Below are 16,454 nucleotides of genomic sequence, written 5' to 3'. Positions count from 1 at the left end.
GGGTGATTATCATGGGGGTCATCGATGGTTTCCTGACGTTCCTGGAAAGGCTGGGTGGGAAAACTACAGAAGTTGCTGAAAAGCCTATTCGAAGGCTTCCGCAGGGAAAAACCGTTCAGGAGAGGCTAAGGGCCCTTAAGGAGATACAGAGGGAGGTAACGGAGGAAGAAGAGACACCCCCTAGAGAGAGGGAGATTGAGGAGCTTATTGAATGGAGAAAGCAGGAGATAAAGCAACCGTTCTCCGAGAGGCTTGCCGATGCCATGCTGCATTACTTCAAAGGGCCTGTTGAGTCCCTCACGAGCTCCCTAAAGGGACTGGATGAGGACCTGTTCAGGGCCAACATAACGACACCCAAAGACAGGTACGTCGCCACCATGCTCGGTGTTAGTATATTCCTGGGGCTTTTTTCTGTCCTCGTGGCCTACCTTCTTTACATGCCAGTCACAACCTCACTTCTGATAGGTTTCCTGGGTTTTGTGGGGACTTTCTTTTACATGAGAAAGTACCCCAAACTTGTCTGGAAGCGCAGGGTTGCTGAGGTGGAGAGGGCCATGCCATACGCTCTCAGGCACATGGCGTCCCTTCTGAGCGCGGGCGTCGGTATCTCTGAGGCCCTTCTGTCCGTGGCCAAAGCCGACTACGGTGCCATCTCCGAGGAGTTCGATCTCATAATAAGGGACATGCGCACCGGTTCCTCCTTTGAGGACGCACTCGCGAAGTTCGATGACAAGATGGCCTCCGACAGCATCAGCAGGGTTGTCAAACAGATCCTTAGGGCCGTCAAATTCGGTGGGAACCTGGCTGACATACTGTATAAACTTGCAGAGGACTTCTCCTTTGAGTACAGGATGAAACTGATGGAGTACGTGCAGAGGGTAAACGGGATAGCCTTTATCTACATGTTCATGACCATAGTCATGCCCACCATGTTCGTAGTCGGTATCCTGGCGGGTTCGATGATGACCCAGACGCTTATAATGCCCACCGAAACCCTGGCCGTCGTACTGCTTCTTGCGTTCCCCATGCTGTCACTTATAATCGTTAACATGATCAAAAAGGGAGAGCCGAGGTGAAGTGTCATGGCAAAGAGATTATCGTCCTCACTGATTTCCCTCACCGAGCGCCTGATCCCGGAGAAGTGGCTTAGAAGGTATGAGCTCTTTGTGTACTCCGCCAACCTGAACTTCATGGCTTTGGAGTTCCTCGTGATCTCCCTTCTCTTGGGGGTTATATTCGGTGCAGCCGTTGCACTCTTTAACGTTCTTTACGGTCTGATAGCTTTCCTGGCGGTGTTCGTAGGGACTGCGTTCATATACCCGTACTGGAGGGTGACAAAACGCGCCGACGAAATGGAGCGGATGCTACCAGATGCTTTCTTCTATCTGGCCAGCTCCCTCAGGGCTGGAATATCGTTTTCTGAGGCGCTTGAGGAGCTCACCACTGCGAACTTTGGGTCACTGACCGACGAGTTCAGGAGGACCGTGGCCGAGATAAAGAAAGGGCGCCCGACCGTCGAAGCTCTGAAGGCGTTTGCACTCAGGAACAGGCGGTCCTCCGTTATCTATCGTTCGATGATGATAATCATTGAGGCCCTGGAAAGGGGCGCACCTATGGGGGACGTCCTCGTCTACGTTGGCAATGACGTCAGAGAGATACTCAGAATAAAGCAGGAGCGCAAGGCATCGACCGGCATGCAGGTCATGTTTTTCATAATAACGAGCGGCTTCATCGGGCCCCTCATCCTCGGAATCGTTACCCAAGTCATGGGCTCCATGGGAGGGGGTGCCGGGGCGGTTTCCCTCCCCGTATCCGCGATAAAGAACATACTCCTGATATTCGTTGGCATTCAGGCGATAATCTCTGGCTTTGGTATTGGGGTAATAAGAGAAGGGAAGTACTCCTCAGGCCTCAAGTACGGCCTGCTGATGCTGGTTATGGGAGTAATGATCTTTGAGGGGGCAACCTCCATGAACATCTCTATGTGATTACTCCCCTTCCCCCCCTTTACCCTTCTGAACGTCCACGATTTCCACGTCGAAAACGAGGGTTTTCCCGGCCAGGGGATGGTTGAAGTCCAGTTTAACACCGTCCCCCTCTATCGAAGCGATCTTGGCTATTCCAGAGTCCGTCATGACGTACATTCCCTCCACCGGCTCAACGCCAACATCTGAGAACTGTGAAAGGGGCACGTCTACTACGAGCTCGGGATTCGGCATGCCGTAGCCCTTCTCCGGTGGGATGGTTACGGTTCTCTTCTCGCCGGTCTCCATTCCTATCAGGGCCTCGTCCAGACCTGGAATTATCTCCCCAACGCCGACGTTCACGCCCAGGGGACCGTATTCCCTGTCCTCAACGTATATCCCGTTCTCCCTGGCGACATCCTCGTAACTCGTGTCAAAGACTTCTCCATCCTCAAATCTGCCTACGTAGTTAAACACCACAAAATCCCCAGTCTCAATCTTCATCTTCTTCACCAACTTAAAAGATCCGTCGTCCAAGCTAGCCCCGAACCCTTATAACGTTTTTGGTCAACAGTACCCACCTATGTGAACTACGTGAACCAGAAGGCGTATAAGGAATGGTGGCCCATTCCTATAGCGGTGTTTATATGGGATACCTTGCCGACATGCTTAGGGCGGAGTATGAGAACCTCCTCGTTAAAGATGTGTACACATCAAAACTCGGCGACACCGATGTCGAGATACTTGAGGTGTCGTTAGGTGAGCAGAAGTTCATAGCGATGTTCCAGAGCAGACCTTTGAAGGAGGGCATTTTCAGGTGGTCCCTGATAATAACCAGCCCAAACAACACGAGAACACTCAAGGGGATGGACCCGCTGGATGGGATAAAGCTCGCCCTCAAGTCGAGCATAGACGCCATGATGAAGGGTATGGAGGAATAAGCTACTCCTCAGGCAGTATGTAGTAAACGTAGTGCGGTCTGAGGCTCATATCGTCAATGAAGACGACGGTGCCGGTCTTTGGGGGCTTCAGGTAGTGCACTTCCCCTTTTTTGGTTGTCACGGCTGCGAATGGGTCCCCCCTCCTCACCCTGTTGCCAACGTTAGCTATCAACGTCTTTGTGTAGCCCTCTACTGGGAGCATGAGAAGTTCATCGCCCTTCTTCAGGTAGATTCTGGTTCTGCCGTCCGGGAGGACCAGTATGGCGTCTGCCTCTAGCCTTCCCTCTGTTTTATCCACGTAGAGGTAGAACCTGTCGTACACCTCCTTCTTGAGGAAGGTTGCTTTTTCGGTTTCTATGAACGTTGGAAGGTTTTCGCCTGGTTTTGACCAGACCTCCAGGTTGTCCTGTATTATTACGCACTCTTCCTTCAGGATCCTTCCATCGGTACACTCCTCCTCATTGCACTCAATATAGAGCCTTGGAAGCTTCTCCATCTTCTCACCACCTTTACTTACATGTAAAAGTTTTTAAACCTGAGCATGTAGGTTCTATGGTAGGTATGTCCACCAAGGTAAAAAGTCTATCCCTCGCTGGACTCACAATGCTCCTGATGGCAATGTTAATGCATCCGATTATTAGGCTAAGCTCCGGAACCGGGAAACATCCCATGGAGTACCTCGGCTTCATAATGGTAGCCCTCGCCGGGATCGGGGTCCTGTTTTTAGTCCTCCTCTTTTTAAGCTGGCTTGATATACCGCTGAGGGGAAGAGAAACCTACGCCGTTACCCCCCTTCAATTCATCCTGTACCTCATCTCGGCGGTGATTGTTGCGTTCTTCTTTGTCATGGGGCCCTACTCCAGGATCAAGCTCGGAGTCAAGGCGGCTAATTCGTCTGGGGTTTTCTTGAACCGTTCTTTGGGACAGAACGTTCAGACCTATGGCAAGGAGAGTGCAGGTGGGCACTCCATTCCCTACGTCGGTTACCTGCCGTATTTTATAGGTCTCATCGTGCTGGCCGTACTCGCCTATTTCCTCTGGGTTTACTACAGGGAGGTCCTCAGAAAACGTGAGAGGAGGGAAATGCGCCGCCGGGCGAAGCTCTTTGATAAGAGGCTCGAGGAAGCGGGGTTGGACATGTTTGAAAACCCCCGTGATGCTGTGGTAGGGATATATAAAAACGCTGTCCTCTGGCTTGAGGCCCTTAATCTGCCCTATAAGGAGAGCTGGACCCATTGGGAGCACGCCGGTCACGTCAGGTACATGCATGAGACGTTTTCCAGACTGACCGTGCTCTTTGAGAAGGCTAAATACGCGCCCGAGAAGGTCACCTGGGACGACGCCGCGGGGGCCCTTGAGGCGTACAGAAGAATGAGGGGGGGTCTGCATGAGGGGAAGGTTTGAGGTTCTCCTTGTCGTATCTTTTATACTGATAGCGATCCTTTCGGGCTCATACGCCGTCAGGTGGTTTTCGGTTATTGCCCTGGGGGTGGTACTTGCCCTGTTCCTTTTTTCCGGGGGTAGCCTCTCAGTTTTCTACCGTGGACTGCTGGCGGGGGGAAAACAGGAACGCAACCAGAAACCGCTTTCTGATTTTGAAAGGGCGGTGCGGCTCATACAAAAGGCGAAGGACGGTAGAACTGCAAGGAAACTCGTGGCCGACAGGATAGCAGAGATGTATGCAATGGCCTCTGACGATTACAACCAGACCTTCCGGAGGATTCAGTCCGAGCCCACTCAGGCGATTCGATTACTTTACGGGGAGGGTGACTTTTTGGCTAATCTGGAGAAATCACTTGAGCTTGTGGAGGAGGATATAGATGAAAGCGGAGGAAGTGGGTCTCAAAGGGAAGGAAGTTCTGAACGAGGTTAAAAAGGCGATAGTCGGGAAGGACCGGGTTCTGAAGCTCGTGCTGACGACGATACTGGCGGATGGGCACGTGCTCATAGAGGATCTTCCTGGATTGGCCAAAACCCTGATGGCCAAGAGCTTTGCGGGGGCCCTTGGGATGCGGTTTACCCGCGTTCAGTTCACGCCCGACCTGTTGCCAAGCGATATACTCGGGGTCAGTGTTTTTAACCAGAAGACGCTGGAATTCGAGTTCAGAAAGGGGCCGGTTTTTACCAATGTGCTGCTGGCCGACGAGATAAACCGCGCACCCCCCAAGACCCAATCGGCCCTTCTCGAAGCCATGCAGGAGAGACAGGTCACGATTGAGGGAACAACGTACAGCCTGCCGAGACCGTTCGTGGTCATAGCAACTCAGAACCCTATAGAGCAGGAGGGAACCTACCCCCTTCCGGAGGCTCAGCTGGACCGCTTTCTGGTGAGACTCCGTGTTGGTTATCCGGACCGGGGGGAGGAGCTGGAGATTCTGCGGAGGAGGATGAACCGCAAGAAAGAGGAGGTTGACCTAAGGGCTGTGACCACCCCAGAGGAGGTCCTTGAGATGCAGAGGGCGATCGAGGAGGTCTACGTGAGCGATGCTATCCTGGAGTACATAACCGACATAGTGGCCACCACCAGAAACGACAGAAAGGAGATAGACGTCGGGGCGTCCCCCAGGGGGAGCCTGGCCCTGCTTAAGCTCTCCCGTGCATACGCCGCCCTGGGGGGCAGGGACTACGTCATCCCCGACGATGTTAAAGCCGTAGCGGTACCGGCCCTTAGCCACAGGCTTATCCTTAAGAGAGAGCTGTGGTACACAAAGGTCAGCCAGGATAGTATAATGGAGAAACTTCTAGATCGTGTCCCCGTTCCCAAATTCGAGTAATGAGTGATGGTCATGACGGAGTTCAAGATTACAGAGAAGGCCGAATACCTCTTCATGGCTCTATGGGTCTTGGTACTGATGGCGTTTTTCCTACTTCGCTGGGAGATGGTCTACCTTGTACTGCCCGTACTCTGGCTGCTCTTCGTTGCCGTCTTTTTCTTCAAGCCAACGCTTGACGTTGAGATAAGCAGAAAACTCCCCCACGATCGGGTGCTGGAGGGGGAGATCATCGATGTCGAGCTCCGATTAAAAGCCAACGAGAGGATCCCCAGTCTCCGGATCAGGGATATGATTCCTGAGGGGCTGGAGGTCGTTGAGGGAAGCAACTCCCGTGTTATATCCCTTAGCAAGGGGGAAGAACGCGTTCTAAGGTATCGGGTTCTTGTAAAGAGGGGGGTTCACCCGTTTGAGAGTATCCTGCTGAGCTACGAGGATCCTTTTGGTCTCTTCTATGTGGATCGCGTCGAGAACATCTACCAGGAGCTGGTTGGTGTTCCCCGCATCCAGGATGTCCCAACGCCTTATTCAACGAGAGGAACTAAGATAACCGTTGGACCGCTTCCGTCGCCAAGGGTGGGGGAGGGCGTTGAGTTCCATGCAATAAGGGAGTACCAGCCCGGCGACCCGCTCAAGATAATCAACTGGAAGGCCACCGCCAGGACTGGTAGGATAATGGCCAACGAGTACGAGAGCGAGCGCAAGGTTGACGTCGTCTTTATAGTCGACGCATCCTACACTGGGTTCATTGTTTTCGACGACCTCGTACGGGCTGCGGCGTCCCTGATGCTCAACGCACTCAACGATGGTACCAGTTTCGGTCTTCTCCTGGCTGAGGAGGTCCCGCTATGGGTGCGCGTTGATTACGGCAAGAGGCACTTCTTCAAATGTATAGACTTCCTGAGCACGGCAAAACCCGACGTGAACAACATGATAGCCTACCAGGTTGAGCACCTAATCCGTAGCCGATTTCCCCCCAGGGCCCAGCTTCTGTACTTCTCCCCACTCCTAACCGAGGAAAGCAGGAACGCGCTTAAGACCATGTCGGAGTTCGGCTACAACGTTGTTGTCGTAAGTCCGAACCCGTACAGTGCTATCGATCCAAAAAGCAGGGAGGAGGAACTTGCCCTTAAGCTTCTATCACTTGAACGGAGGGTAATGCTGCAGAAGATGGCATCTTATGGTCTGATCGTTGATTGGGACGTTAAGAAGCCCCTCAAAGCCGCAATAGCGGAGGTGGTGAACATATGAAACCAGCGATTAAACGAAGGCCCTTTGCACTTATCCCCTTCCTGCTGCTAACGGTAATGATGATGTATCTGGATAAAAGGGGGCTCCTCCTTCTCCCCATCCTTCTCCTCGGGCTGCAGTGGTATTCCATGGGCGCGGTTTTTCTGGTGCTCCTTGGTTCTTTTTTGTTCTATACACGGTTTGGGGGCTCCTACGGTTTAATCGTGATGATCCTGGCCCTCCTTACCGTTGAAACTGCCTACCTGGATAGGGAGCGAGCCCCCCTGCGTCACTACGTTCCCCTGACACTGGCCGTTTTTCTGGCCCTTCCCACCTACTATTTCCTGGTGTTCTTGGCCCCGCTGCTCCCCTCAATGGAGGTGACCGCAGTCGCCGCAGTTATGCTGGTGGCGCTGTACCTCTTCATTCGGAGCGTGGGGAGGGGGTGATGCTCCAGCTCCCCTCTTTTTTCAGCACCTCTCTGGCTCTCTCAAGACCCAGTCTGACGCATTCCTCCACAGGTTGCCCCCTTGAGTAGCCCGCCAGAAAACCGCCTGCGAAAGCGTCTCCGGCTCCCGTTGGATCCACGATCTCTTCAGGGTTTATAGGGGGTGCCGAAAACTCTCTGAAATCCCCATCGTAAACAAGGACCCCCCTCTCACCGCGCGTTATAACGACCAGCTTCGCCCCCCATCCGTGCAGTGTTTTGGCGGCTTCTTCCACGGTTTTGGTTTTGGTTATCGTTAGCGCTTCCCTCTCGTTTGGAAAGAGGACCTCGACCCTTGAGATTATTTTCTTCATGAGACCTGTTTTTCCGGCATAATCCTCCATGTAGGTCGGGTTGAAATCTAGGCTTGTCCTTTCCCTTTCAATCCTTTTAATGGCCTTGAGCTGTTCCTCCGGAGGAATCGGGGCTATGTGGAACAGTTTTGACTCCATGTATTCCTCAGGGATTGGAGTCTCGCCCATTTTCCGAGCGACTCCCATGTCAACGGGGGCATCAACGCTCCCGTCCTCGTTGTAAATCATGTATATGTGAATTGTCCTGCCGGGCAGGATTTGAACACCCCTAACGTCGAGAACCGCGGAGAGCTTTTTGAGCCACCCTTCAGGAAAATCCCTACCAACTTTCGTTACCAGACCAACCCCCGCGCCGGCCAGAGCCGCCGAAGTAGCCACGGCTGCGGCTGCACCGCCGGGAAGTAACTTTTCATTCCTTCCCGGAAACCGTATATGATCTATCGAGACGTGACCGAGAACTACCAAGTCGAGTTTCATCACTCACATCCCCCCCTTCGACTATCTTCACCCCTTTAAGCGGTTTCCGGTTGGAGTAATCGACTTCTACTCGCCCGTTTAGATGGACATCGAAAAGATTTAAAAGCGTGGGGCGAAATGGAATACACGGATATGGAGGTGGAGGCAATGGAGACCGTCTTCCAGAACGAGACTATTAAGGAGATTCTGGCCAGGTACAGAAGAATATGGGCCATCGGCCACGCCCAGAGCGTCCTAGGCTGGGACATGGAGGTCAACATGCCCAGGGAGGGAATCCTTGAGAGGAGCGTTGCCCAGGGCGAGCTCTCAGTTCTCAGTCAGGAGTTCCTTCTCAAGCCGGACTTCGTTGAGCTGGTTGAAAAGGCGAAGGGCATCGAGGGTCTCAACGAGTACGAGCGTGGCGTGGTCAGGGTTCTTGACAGGGATATAAGGATAAGCCGCTCGTTCCCGCCGGAGTTCCTCAGGGAGATGAGTGAGGTCACGAGCCAAGCAACCAAGGCCTGGGAAGAAGCTAAAAAGAGCAATAACTACTCCAAGTTCGAGCCGTGGCTCGACAGGATAATCGATCTGGCAAAGCGTGCCGCTGACTACCTCGGCTACGAGGACGAGCCCTACGACGCTCTCCTTGACATGTTTGAGGAGGGTACAACTACTAGGGACGTCACAAGGATGTTTGACCGGCTGGAGAAGGAGCTTAAGCCCATCCTTGACAGAATCCTGGAGGAGGGGACGGTTCCGCAGAGTCATCCTCTTGAGAAGGAAGCATACGAGCAGGCTCAGATGGAGCGTGTCAACCGCATGATACTAGAGAAGTTCGGCTTCCCACTCGGCGTCCGCTCCAGGCTCGACGTTTCGGCCCACCCGTTCACGACGGAGTTTGGAATAAAGGACGTCAGAATAACCACGCGCTACGAGGGCTACGACTTCAGGATGACCGTTCTCAGCACAGTCCATGAGTTTGGACACGCCCTCTATGAGCTCCAGGGGGACGAGAGGTTCATGTTCAGCCCGATTGCGGGTGGAGTAAGCCTCGGAATCCACGAGAGCCAGAGCAGGTTCTGGGAGAACATCGTCGGCCGCTCAAGGGAGTTCGCCGGGTTGATATATCCAACCCTTAAGGAGAACCTGCCCTTCATAGCCAACTACACGCCCAAGGACATCTACCTCTACTTCAACATGGTCAGGCCCGACTTCATAAGGACCGAGGCTGATGTCGTCACCTACAACTTCCACATACTCCTCCGCTTCAAGCTTGAGAGGATGATGCTCAACGAGGGCGTCAAGGCCAAAGACCTCCCGGAGCTCTGGAACGACGAGATGGAGAATCTCCTCGGCATAAGGCCCAAGACCTACCGCGAGGGAATACTCCAGGACATTCACTGGGCGCACGGAACGATAGGCTACTTCCCGACCTACAGCATCGGAACGCTCCTCTCGGCCCAACTCTACTACCACATGAAGAGGGACCTAAACGTGGAAGAGCACATCACCAATGCGGACTTCGGGCCGATAAAGGCCTGGCTCAGGGAGAAGATACACCGCTGGGGAAGCATCTACCCGCCGAAGGAGCTGCTTAAGAAGTCCATCGGCGAGGAGCTGAACCCGGACTACTTCATAAGGTGGGTGAAGGAGAGGTATCTGTGATTTCTTTTTTCTTCACCGGCAACTTCATTTTCTACCCATTTTGGCACCTATGAGCACGCCGATCAAAAGCCCTATCCCAAAAACCGCCGGCAGGCTCCATGAAATCCCGGATTGGGCGTTTGACTCACTCTCCACAGGTTCAGATCCGTTGGCTTCCCACTTCTCCCCGTACAGGCTCAGGGCTATCAGCGCGTAGGCATCGCCGTCGAAGGCCATGGATTCCCTTGGGCTTGCGAGCTCAAGGAATCTCAACGCCTCGTCTACATTCCCTCCCTTCGCACCGGCCATGTGGAGCCATATCAGTGCTATCGCCGTGGAGTAAACGTCGTGGTTCCAGGAGCCGTCGAGGTTGGGGGGCTCTATTACGGCGTAGTCTTCTCCATCCCTGAACCGGAAAACCGTCCTTTTGGCATACCCGCTCCCGATTAGGGGTATATAGTTTTTTGGAAATTCCGGATAGAGCCTCATTTTTCCCTTGAAGAAGCCGGATTCGTTTTCAAGGAGGGCTCTCCCCGAGCGTATCAGGAAGATGCTTTCCCGGTCCGGGGGCCCCAGGCTGACGTTTATCTCGGCCCTTCTTCCGGTTCCGCCCCATGTTCTGAGGGTTTCCCAGCCGTTTACGGTATAAACCCTCTCTTCAACCGTGTAGTTGGTAATCCTCCTAAAGCTCAGCCTCAGCGTCGCGTTTCCGAGGTACTGCGTCCTTTCGAGAAGAGAGGATATAAAATCAAGCGTCTCCTTCGGAGGGCTCACCTTCTCCTCCCTCAGAAAGAGCAGCGGCAGGACTATGCTCTCGTATGCTCCCCTCATATCGCGGTAGGGCATGGGAAAGAGGAAGTCCGTGAAGAAGTTGTCCAGATACGGGCCCACGAGCCTCTCCGGCGTCAGCCTTTCCTCCAGCCATCTCCACTCTTCCGAGACATTGTGGCCGAGCCTTGAGAGGGCGGCGATTGCATAGGCGGTTGCAACGATGCTCGGCGACTCGTTGAGCTCGTGAAGGCCCGTCTGCTCCCAGAACAGGTAAACCGTGCTCCCCCAGTGGTCCCCGCTCTCGTTCCTCAGAAGGAACTGGGCTGCCTTTTGTATTTCCATGGAATTGGAGCTTTCTCCCGCCTCAAGGAGGGCTAAAATCGCCAGCCCTGTTCCAGCCGATCTGGAGAGTTCCCAGTAGAACCACTCCGAGTCCGGCTCTGGATAGTCGTCGGTTATTATTGCCGGAAAAGAACCGTCCTCGCTCTGCTTTGACTCTATCCATTCAACGAGTTGCCGAAACTCTGTAGAGTTCCTCGGGTAGCCGCTCCTCGCAAGGGCTATAACTTTGAGGCATGTGAGGTAGAACGTCTCGTTCTCCCTGAATGCGTACCATCCGGAGACGCTTCCGGTGTTCCACACACCGTTCAGGGTTCTGAGCTGATATTCGTTTATGTAGTGCTCCGCACCTCTGCCAATTAATGAACTGGCTCCAGCTGGCGGCAATATGGAACCGGCGATGAAAACCAGAAGAATGAGGGGGAGCTTCTCTCTCATACCGCACACCATGTTAAAATAGGAAAGGAGACTTTAACTTTTTGGGACCTCACTTAACGGCTCCCCGATCCACCCCACCGGCTCGACCTCTATCGCCGCAACGCTGTACTTCCGCTCCTTCTCCTCGGAGTAGAAGCGCCTATAAACCCTTACTCCTTCCTCGATGCTTTCAACGCCAGGGAGGACATTCTCAAGGCCCTCCTTCTCCAGCATCTCACGGAAGGACGAGTAAACCCTCACATCCTTCACAACACACATCAGCCTGTTCTCGAAGATTATCGTGTCCCCTGGCCTTATCCCCTGCCTCCTCTCATCGTAGAGGCGGCCTTCCACCCTTTTCTTGCCCTCGGCGATGGCCCTGAGGTACTCCTCCTGAAGTCCCATCCTCCACGTCGCCATGGAACCACCTCATACAAGGGCCCTTATTATCGAGGGGCTCACCCTCAGCAACGCGGCAAGGAGACGGGGTCTTCTCATCACGGCTTTTGCTGTCTTTAGGTGGTCGTCGAAGTCGGCTTGGCTTTCTATGACTTCCCTTGCCTCTCTGCTCCCGAGAATCTCAAAGATCCTTTCTATCCCCTCCTGGTTCAGCCCCTTGAAGACCCTCCTGAAGCGGAGTCCGAAGGAGATCTGCCTCCTCACAAAGGAGCATTCCTTCTCATACGAGTTCAGGCGTCCCTCCAGGAGCGCTCTCCTGAGTGAATGGGCACAGAGCATCCCGTAGACTATCCCGCCGGCGGTTGTTGGTTTTACCTGAAGGGCCGCGTCGCCCACCAAGGCAATGTTGCCCGACACCCAGGGTTTCCTCCACCCAAATCCAACGCTTCCTGACTTGAACTCAATTATCGACGTTGCCTTGAGTCCCCGCGTCCGTATGAACTTCCCGAGTGCGTCGATGCTTCCAAGTGTGCCGACCCTGGCCAGGTTCTTGCTGAGGGGAGCAACCCAGAAGAAGAAATCCTCGTTCATCTCTTTGTCCACCCACACCTCCACAAAATCCTTCTTGAACTCGCCGACCACCTCCACCTCGTAGCCGGGGAGCATCTCCGCGCGGGTCTCCGCACCTATGTTCTTCGCAACGGCACTCGTGATACCATCCGCCCCAATGTAGAAGTCTGCCTCAATTTCCAGCCTCTCTCCAAGGTGCTGGAGTATGGCCCTCCCATCCTTAAAGCCCTGGAAACTCGTCGTCATGTAGTATTCAGCCCCCTTCTTAACGGCACTCTTCGCCAGCTCTTTTTCGAGCGTTTTCCTATCAACGATGTATGCCTGGGGGGACTTTCGCTCCACCTGAAAGCTCTGTATCCTGGAGTAAAAGGTTGCCCCTCTGAACCTGTTCAGTATGGCCCCCTCAGGGAGCCCCAGTCTCTCATAGTTCTCGGCCCCTATTATGCCAGTGCAGGCCTTACCCCCGAAGGAGCCCTTTCTCTCGACGACGGCAACGCTGAGGTCCTTCGCGAGCAGGTTGGCGAGGTAGCTGCCAACCGGCCCGGCACCGATGATAAGAACGTCGTACCTCATCCTCACCCCTCATCCGGAGTAGCTTTTAAACCCTAAAAACCTAACCTTTTCGGTGATGTCATGAAAGTGCTCGTGACGGGATTCGAGCCCTTCGGCGGCGAGGAGATAAACCCCTCCTGGGAGGCCGTTTCGGGACTTCCGGATGAGATCGAAGGGGCTGGGATAATAAAACGCCAGCTCCCGGTGACCTTCAACGGCGTCAGAAAGGTTCTTCCAAGGCTGATTGTCGGTGGGAAGCCGGATATCGTAATCTTGACCGGTCAAGCCGGCGGGAGGTCGAACATAACCGTCGAGCGCGTTGCGATAAACGTCATGGACTCGACGATGCCTGATAATGAGGGCTTTGCTCCAGAGGACGAGCCGGTCTTTGAGGGTGCCCCGGCGGCATACTTCGCAACACTCCCTATAAAGGCCATCGTTGCTGCCCTGAGGGGAGAGAAGATTCCCGCGGGGGTTTCAAACACCGCCGGGACCTACGTCTGCAACGCCGCGATGTTCACGGCGCTCCATACGATAGCCGTCGCTGGAATGGAAACTAAGGCTGGCTTCATCCACGTCCCCTTCAGCCACGAACAGGCCTTGGAAAAGCCGAGGCCCTCAATGGCCGTTGAAACGATAAGGACGGCCTTAGAGGTCGCCATCAGAACCTCCCTGAGGGGCTGATAAGCTTTTTAAACTGCCCCTCCAACCTTTCCACAGAACCCTTAGAGGGTGAGGCCTATTCTAATCCTCGGAGTGGATATAATAAGCGAGAACCCCAAGAGGTTTGCCGTCGTGAGCTGGTTCAACGGCAGGCTTGAGAGAAAGGGTGAGTTCACCCTCTACCGCCTTATCCGCTTCATCCAGAGCAAGAGGCCGGATATAGTGGCCATGGACAGCGTTACCGAGCTCGGCGACGACCTCAGGAAGTTTCTTCGAGCCCTTCCGAGCGGGACGAAGCTCGTCCAGGTGACCGGCCGTCCGGGCGAGGGGAGAAGCCTTCAGAGCCTGGCAAAGGAGCATGGGATAAGGGTAACCGACAGGTTCGATCCCTACGAGGAGGCCAAGCTTTCAGCCCTGCTGGCCAGTAAAGGGGTCGGCTATGAGGTTCTTGCCTTCGAGGACGAGGTGATAATCAAGGTAACCCGCGGAAGAAGCCACGGGAAGGGTGGCTGGAGTCAGGACCGGTACAGGAAGAGGATTCACAACCTCGTCCGCGACAAGGTGAGGGAGATAGAGGAGAGGCTCAGAAGGGCGGATATACCCTTTGACTTGGAAGTTGAAGAGAAGGACTACGGCCTGGCCAAGGGGGAGTTCAAGGTCTACGCGGGCAGGGAGGAGCTGGCGGGACTGATAAGGCCCGCGCGCGGCGGGGACGTAGAGGTGAGAATCCAGCCCGTTGAGAGGGCTGAACTCGGCTTCGCTCCGCTCAGGGGCGAGGAGGCGGTACGCGAGAGGAGGAGCGTCATAGTCGGCATAGACCCGGGGATAACGGTCGGTATAGCGGCCATAGATTTGAACGGAAGGGTGATTGCCCTCCACAGCGAGAGGAACATGCCGGTCGGCGAGGTCTTTCGGTTCATAAGCGACATCGGCCATCCCATCGTGGTCGCCACCGACGTCTCCCCGGCACCGGGGTTCGTTGAGAAGATAGCACGCTCCTTCAAGGCGAACCTTTTCGTTCCCGGGGAGAGCCTCCGTGTTGAGGAGAAGAATGAACTTCTCCGGAACCTGGGTATAAGCGTTGACGACGACCATCAGCGCGACGCCCTGGCAGCCGCCTACAAGGCCTATCTCCGGCTGAAGCCGAAGCTTGAGCACGTTGAGGCCAAACTCCGCGAGGCAGGTTTGAGGGGAAAGGCCGACGAGGTGAAGGCCCTCGTTATACAGGGCTACAACCTTGGGGAGGCCATGCAGAGGGTTACACTGCGCGAAAGACCCAAGAAAGAAGCGCCGGAGGAGAAACCAAGCATCGATGTTACGCCGTACGTAAAGCGCATCCGTGAGCTGGAGTGGAGGATAGAGTTTCTTGAGAGGGAGAACGCCGAGCTGAGGGAGATAATAAAGGAGCAGAGGCAGACGATAGGCAAACTTGAACGCAGGATAGCGGACTACGATGAGGAGGTCAGGAAGAAGGTTCTCCACGAGAGGGAGCTTGAGGCGAAGGTGAAGCGCATAGAGGTTCTCGAGAAACAGCTCCGTGAAGCCAAGGCCGTAATTGAGCATCTCAGTAGGGACCTCGTTCAGGTTAAAAGGATGAACGTTGTGGAGATCCGTGGAAGTGCGGTTCCCCTGAAGGTTATGGAGATTCTGAGCTGGCGTGAGCTCGACAGGCTGAGACGTGACGTTGGTATAAAACGGGGGGACGTTCTCTTTGTGGTCAACCCTGCGGGGGCCGGACGGGGAATAGCGGAGGAGCTGGTAAAAAGAAAGATACGCGCGCTCATAACTGAAAAATCCCTCCCTGAGCCGGTTAGGAACGTCCTTAGGGGGGCGCATATACCTTTTTTCACGGCAGAAGAACTCGACGTTAAGCGCGTTGACGAGTTCGCCGTTGTGGAGCGCGAGACCCTTGAGCGGGCTGTAGAGACACTTCTGGACAGGTGGGAGGAGGAGGACCGTGAGAGGGAGACAAAACGGTTGCTGCACATCGTGGAGGAGTACCGTATCGAGAGGGTCAAGGAACTCAGGAGGAGGGCCCGGAGGGAACGGGAGTCGCGGGGTCACGGTACGGGGGAGTTGAATAAACATTGAACCCGGCAGTTAAACTGCCTTTAAGGCCTCTTTGAGTGCTCTGAGGTACTCTCCCGTCTTTTCTATCCCCTCCCCTGTTATCCTCACCGCGGTTCTGGGTCTGTCGGCGAGGACCTTGTAGATTTCAACGTAATTGGCTTTTTCAAGGGTCTTCAGGTGGGAATCGAGGTTTCCGGGGGTGACCTCAAGAACGTCCAACAGCTCCTTGAAGAGAGCCTTTTCCCTGGGCAGGAGGTAGAGCATTATCCCCAACCTTATTGGGCTTCCCAGGATATGGTTTTTCGCCAGCTCCTTCAGGGGCTCCATGCTATCACCGTTCTATCGCCCTGAAGGCCGAGTAGAGGTACCACAGGATCGTGAGGCTGAACCCCGTGGCCACTACGAAGCTGACCCAGGTGATCGTTCCGCTGTTCATGTTCCACGCGATGGGGATTGCGAGGAGGGGCAGTATGAAAGAGGGCATCATCTCAAACTCGCACCTGTCCTGGGTCATCACCAGCCACTGCCCGAGGAGTGAGATTCCAATAAAGCTTAGAAACCCAACCCCGAGTCTCGCGTCCGCGCTGACGCCTATTGAGGTTATTGAAGGTATTAACCACCATCCCACAGCACTACCCACAACCCACGGAAGCGTCACGAGGACGGCGATCTTGCGCCCGTTTCTCCGGGAGTTGTGGTAGAACGTCGAGTAAAGCCCTTTGAGCCGGTTCCAGATCTTAATAGTTAAAGGAACCGCTAAAACTATCGCAACCATCCAGTACCCAAGTGAGACAGGTCCCCTCAGCGTGACCAAACCGTTCAACAGGTAATAAAACGCCATGACAGAGAGCCAGAGCGCGAAGTTC

General features: G+C 54.5%; 19 protein-coding genes. 11 read left to right on the top strand and 8 right to left on the bottom strand.

The annotated features are described in order from the left end of the window. The first annotated feature begins 11 nt into the window (after positions 1-11). Both MVK60_RS05575 and MVK60_RS05570 read left to right on the top strand, forming a co-directional pair. Positions 12-1,076, top strand: coding sequence for a type II secretion system F family protein (locus MVK60_RS05575; RefSeq protein ID WP_297437312.1), 1,065 nt, complete (start codon positions 12-14; stop codon positions 1,074-1,076). Between the two features lie 6 nt (positions 1,077-1,082). Next, positions 1,083-1,988, top strand: a complete 906-nt coding sequence (locus tag MVK60_RS05570; protein ID WP_297437310.1) for a type II secretion system F family protein — start codon at positions 1,083-1,085, stop codon at positions 1,986-1,988. On the opposite strand, the gene MVK60_RS05565 is transcribed toward MVK60_RS05570, so the two are convergent. After that, positions 1,989-2,468: a peptidylprolyl isomerase gene (locus tag MVK60_RS05565; protein ID WP_297437308.1), complete on the bottom strand. Its 480-nt coding sequence runs from the start codon at positions 2,466-2,468 to the stop codon at positions 1,989-1,991. A 143-nt stretch (positions 2,469-2,611) separates the two neighbouring features. Between MVK60_RS05565 and MVK60_RS05560 the strand changes: the two genes are divergently transcribed. Then, complete coding sequence (locus MVK60_RS05560; RefSeq protein WP_297437306.1) at positions 2,612-2,905, top strand: hypothetical protein; 294 nt, start codon at positions 2,612-2,614, stop codon at positions 2,903-2,905. Position 2,906: 1 nt separating this feature from the next. On the opposite strand, the gene MVK60_RS05555 is transcribed toward MVK60_RS05560, so the two are convergent. Beyond that, positions 2,907-3,401 (bottom strand): DUF2118 domain-containing protein, encoded by a 495-nt coding sequence (locus tag MVK60_RS05555; RefSeq protein ID WP_297437304.1) that lies wholly within the window; start codon positions 3,399-3,401, stop codon positions 2,907-2,909. Between the two features lie 56 nt (positions 3,402-3,457). Between MVK60_RS05555 and MVK60_RS05550 the strand changes: the two genes are divergently transcribed. The 5 genes from MVK60_RS05550 to MVK60_RS05530 are packed head-to-tail and all read left to right on the top strand — an operon-like array spanning position 3,458 to position 7,355. After that, positions 3,458-4,309, top strand: a complete 852-nt coding sequence (locus tag MVK60_RS05550) for a DUF4129 domain-containing protein (protein ID WP_297437302.1) — start codon at positions 3,458-3,460, stop codon at positions 4,307-4,309. Next, positions 4,293-4,778: a hypothetical protein gene (locus tag MVK60_RS05545; RefSeq protein WP_297437300.1), complete on the top strand. Its 486-nt coding sequence runs from the start codon at positions 4,293-4,295 to the stop codon at positions 4,776-4,778. Before MVK60_RS05550 ends, MVK60_RS05545 begins: the two co-directional genes overlap by 17 nt. Then, a complete protein-coding gene (locus MVK60_RS05540; protein ID WP_297437298.1) occupies positions 4,726-5,679 on the top strand; it encodes a MoxR family ATPase in 954 nt (317 codons plus the stop codon). Before MVK60_RS05545 ends, MVK60_RS05540 begins: the two co-directional genes overlap by 53 nt. Positions 5,680-5,691: 12 nt before the next feature. After that, entirely contained in the window at positions 5,692-6,927 is a 1,236-nt protein-coding gene (locus MVK60_RS05535; RefSeq protein WP_297437382.1) for a DUF58 domain-containing protein, read from the top strand. Beyond that, a complete protein-coding gene (locus tag MVK60_RS05530; protein ID WP_297437296.1) occupies positions 6,924-7,355 on the top strand; it encodes a hypothetical protein in 432 nt (143 codons plus the stop codon). The genes MVK60_RS05535 and MVK60_RS05530 overlap by 4 nt, the downstream gene beginning before the upstream one ends. Here the strand turns inward: MVK60_RS05530 and MVK60_RS05525 are convergent. Further along, entirely contained in the window at positions 7,330-8,184 is an 855-nt protein-coding gene (locus tag MVK60_RS05525; protein WP_297437380.1) for a carbohydrate kinase family protein, read from the bottom strand. The genes MVK60_RS05530 and MVK60_RS05525 overlap by 26 nt on opposite strands. 147 nt (positions 8,185-8,331) lie before the next feature. Between MVK60_RS05525 and MVK60_RS05520 the strand changes: the two genes are divergently transcribed. Beyond that, positions 8,332-9,828, top strand: coding sequence for a carboxypeptidase M32 (locus tag MVK60_RS05520; RefSeq protein ID WP_297437378.1), 1,497 nt, complete (start codon positions 8,332-8,334; stop codon positions 9,826-9,828). Between the two features lie 24 nt (positions 9,829-9,852). Here the strand turns inward: MVK60_RS05520 and MVK60_RS05515 are convergent, their stop codons facing one another. From MVK60_RS05515 to MVK60_RS05505, 3 genes are read right to left on the bottom strand one after another with little or no spacing between them, the layout of a single operon-like run. Beyond that, positions 9,853-11,355, bottom strand: a complete 1,503-nt coding sequence (locus MVK60_RS05515; RefSeq protein WP_297437294.1) for a prenyltransferase/squalene oxidase repeat-containing protein — start codon at positions 11,353-11,355, stop codon at positions 9,853-9,855. A gap of 33 nt (positions 11,356-11,388) precedes the next feature. Then, positions 11,389-11,754 (bottom strand): ASCH domain-containing protein, encoded by a 366-nt coding sequence (locus tag MVK60_RS05510; protein ID WP_297437292.1) that lies wholly within the window; start codon positions 11,752-11,754, stop codon positions 11,389-11,391. Positions 11,755-11,763: 9 nt separating this feature from the next. Next, on the bottom strand, positions 11,764-12,876 hold the full coding sequence (locus tag MVK60_RS05505; protein WP_297437290.1) for an NAD(P)/FAD-dependent oxidoreductase: 1,113 nt from the start codon (positions 12,874-12,876) through the stop codon (positions 11,764-11,766). A gap of 60 nt (positions 12,877-12,936) precedes the next feature. On the opposite strand from MVK60_RS05505, the gene pcp reads away from it, so the two are divergent. Both pcp and MVK60_RS05495 read left to right on the top strand, forming a co-directional pair. Continuing rightward, positions 12,937-13,539: a pyroglutamyl-peptidase I gene (gene pcp, locus MVK60_RS05500; RefSeq protein WP_297437287.1), complete on the top strand. Its 603-nt coding sequence runs from the start codon at positions 12,937-12,939 to the stop codon at positions 13,537-13,539. Positions 13,540-13,587: 48 nt separating this feature from the next. Further along, positions 13,588-15,609: a DUF460 domain-containing protein gene (locus tag MVK60_RS05495; RefSeq protein ID WP_297437284.1), complete on the top strand. Its 2,022-nt coding sequence runs from the start codon at positions 13,588-13,590 to the stop codon at positions 15,607-15,609. A 9-nt stretch (positions 15,610-15,618) separates the two neighbouring features. Here the strand turns inward: MVK60_RS05495 and MVK60_RS05490 are convergent, their stop codons facing one another. Both MVK60_RS05490 and MVK60_RS05485 read right to left on the bottom strand, forming a co-directional pair. Continuing rightward, positions 15,619-15,915 (bottom strand): transcriptional regulator, encoded by a 297-nt coding sequence (locus MVK60_RS05490; RefSeq protein WP_297437282.1) that lies wholly within the window; start codon positions 15,913-15,915, stop codon positions 15,619-15,621. 4 nt (positions 15,916-15,919) lie between these two features. Next, a partial coding sequence (locus MVK60_RS05485) for a hypothetical protein (RefSeq protein ID WP_297437280.1) occupies positions 15,920-16,454 on the bottom strand: 535 nt, incomplete at its 5' end.

It is taken from the genome of Thermococcus sp., from assembly GCF_026988555.1.
GTDB lineage: Archaea > Methanobacteriota_B > Thermococci > Thermococcales > Thermococcaceae > Thermococcus.
The sequence above is the reverse complement of the archived record's forward strand: the minus strand, read 5'-3'. Positions and strand labels throughout refer to the sequence as shown.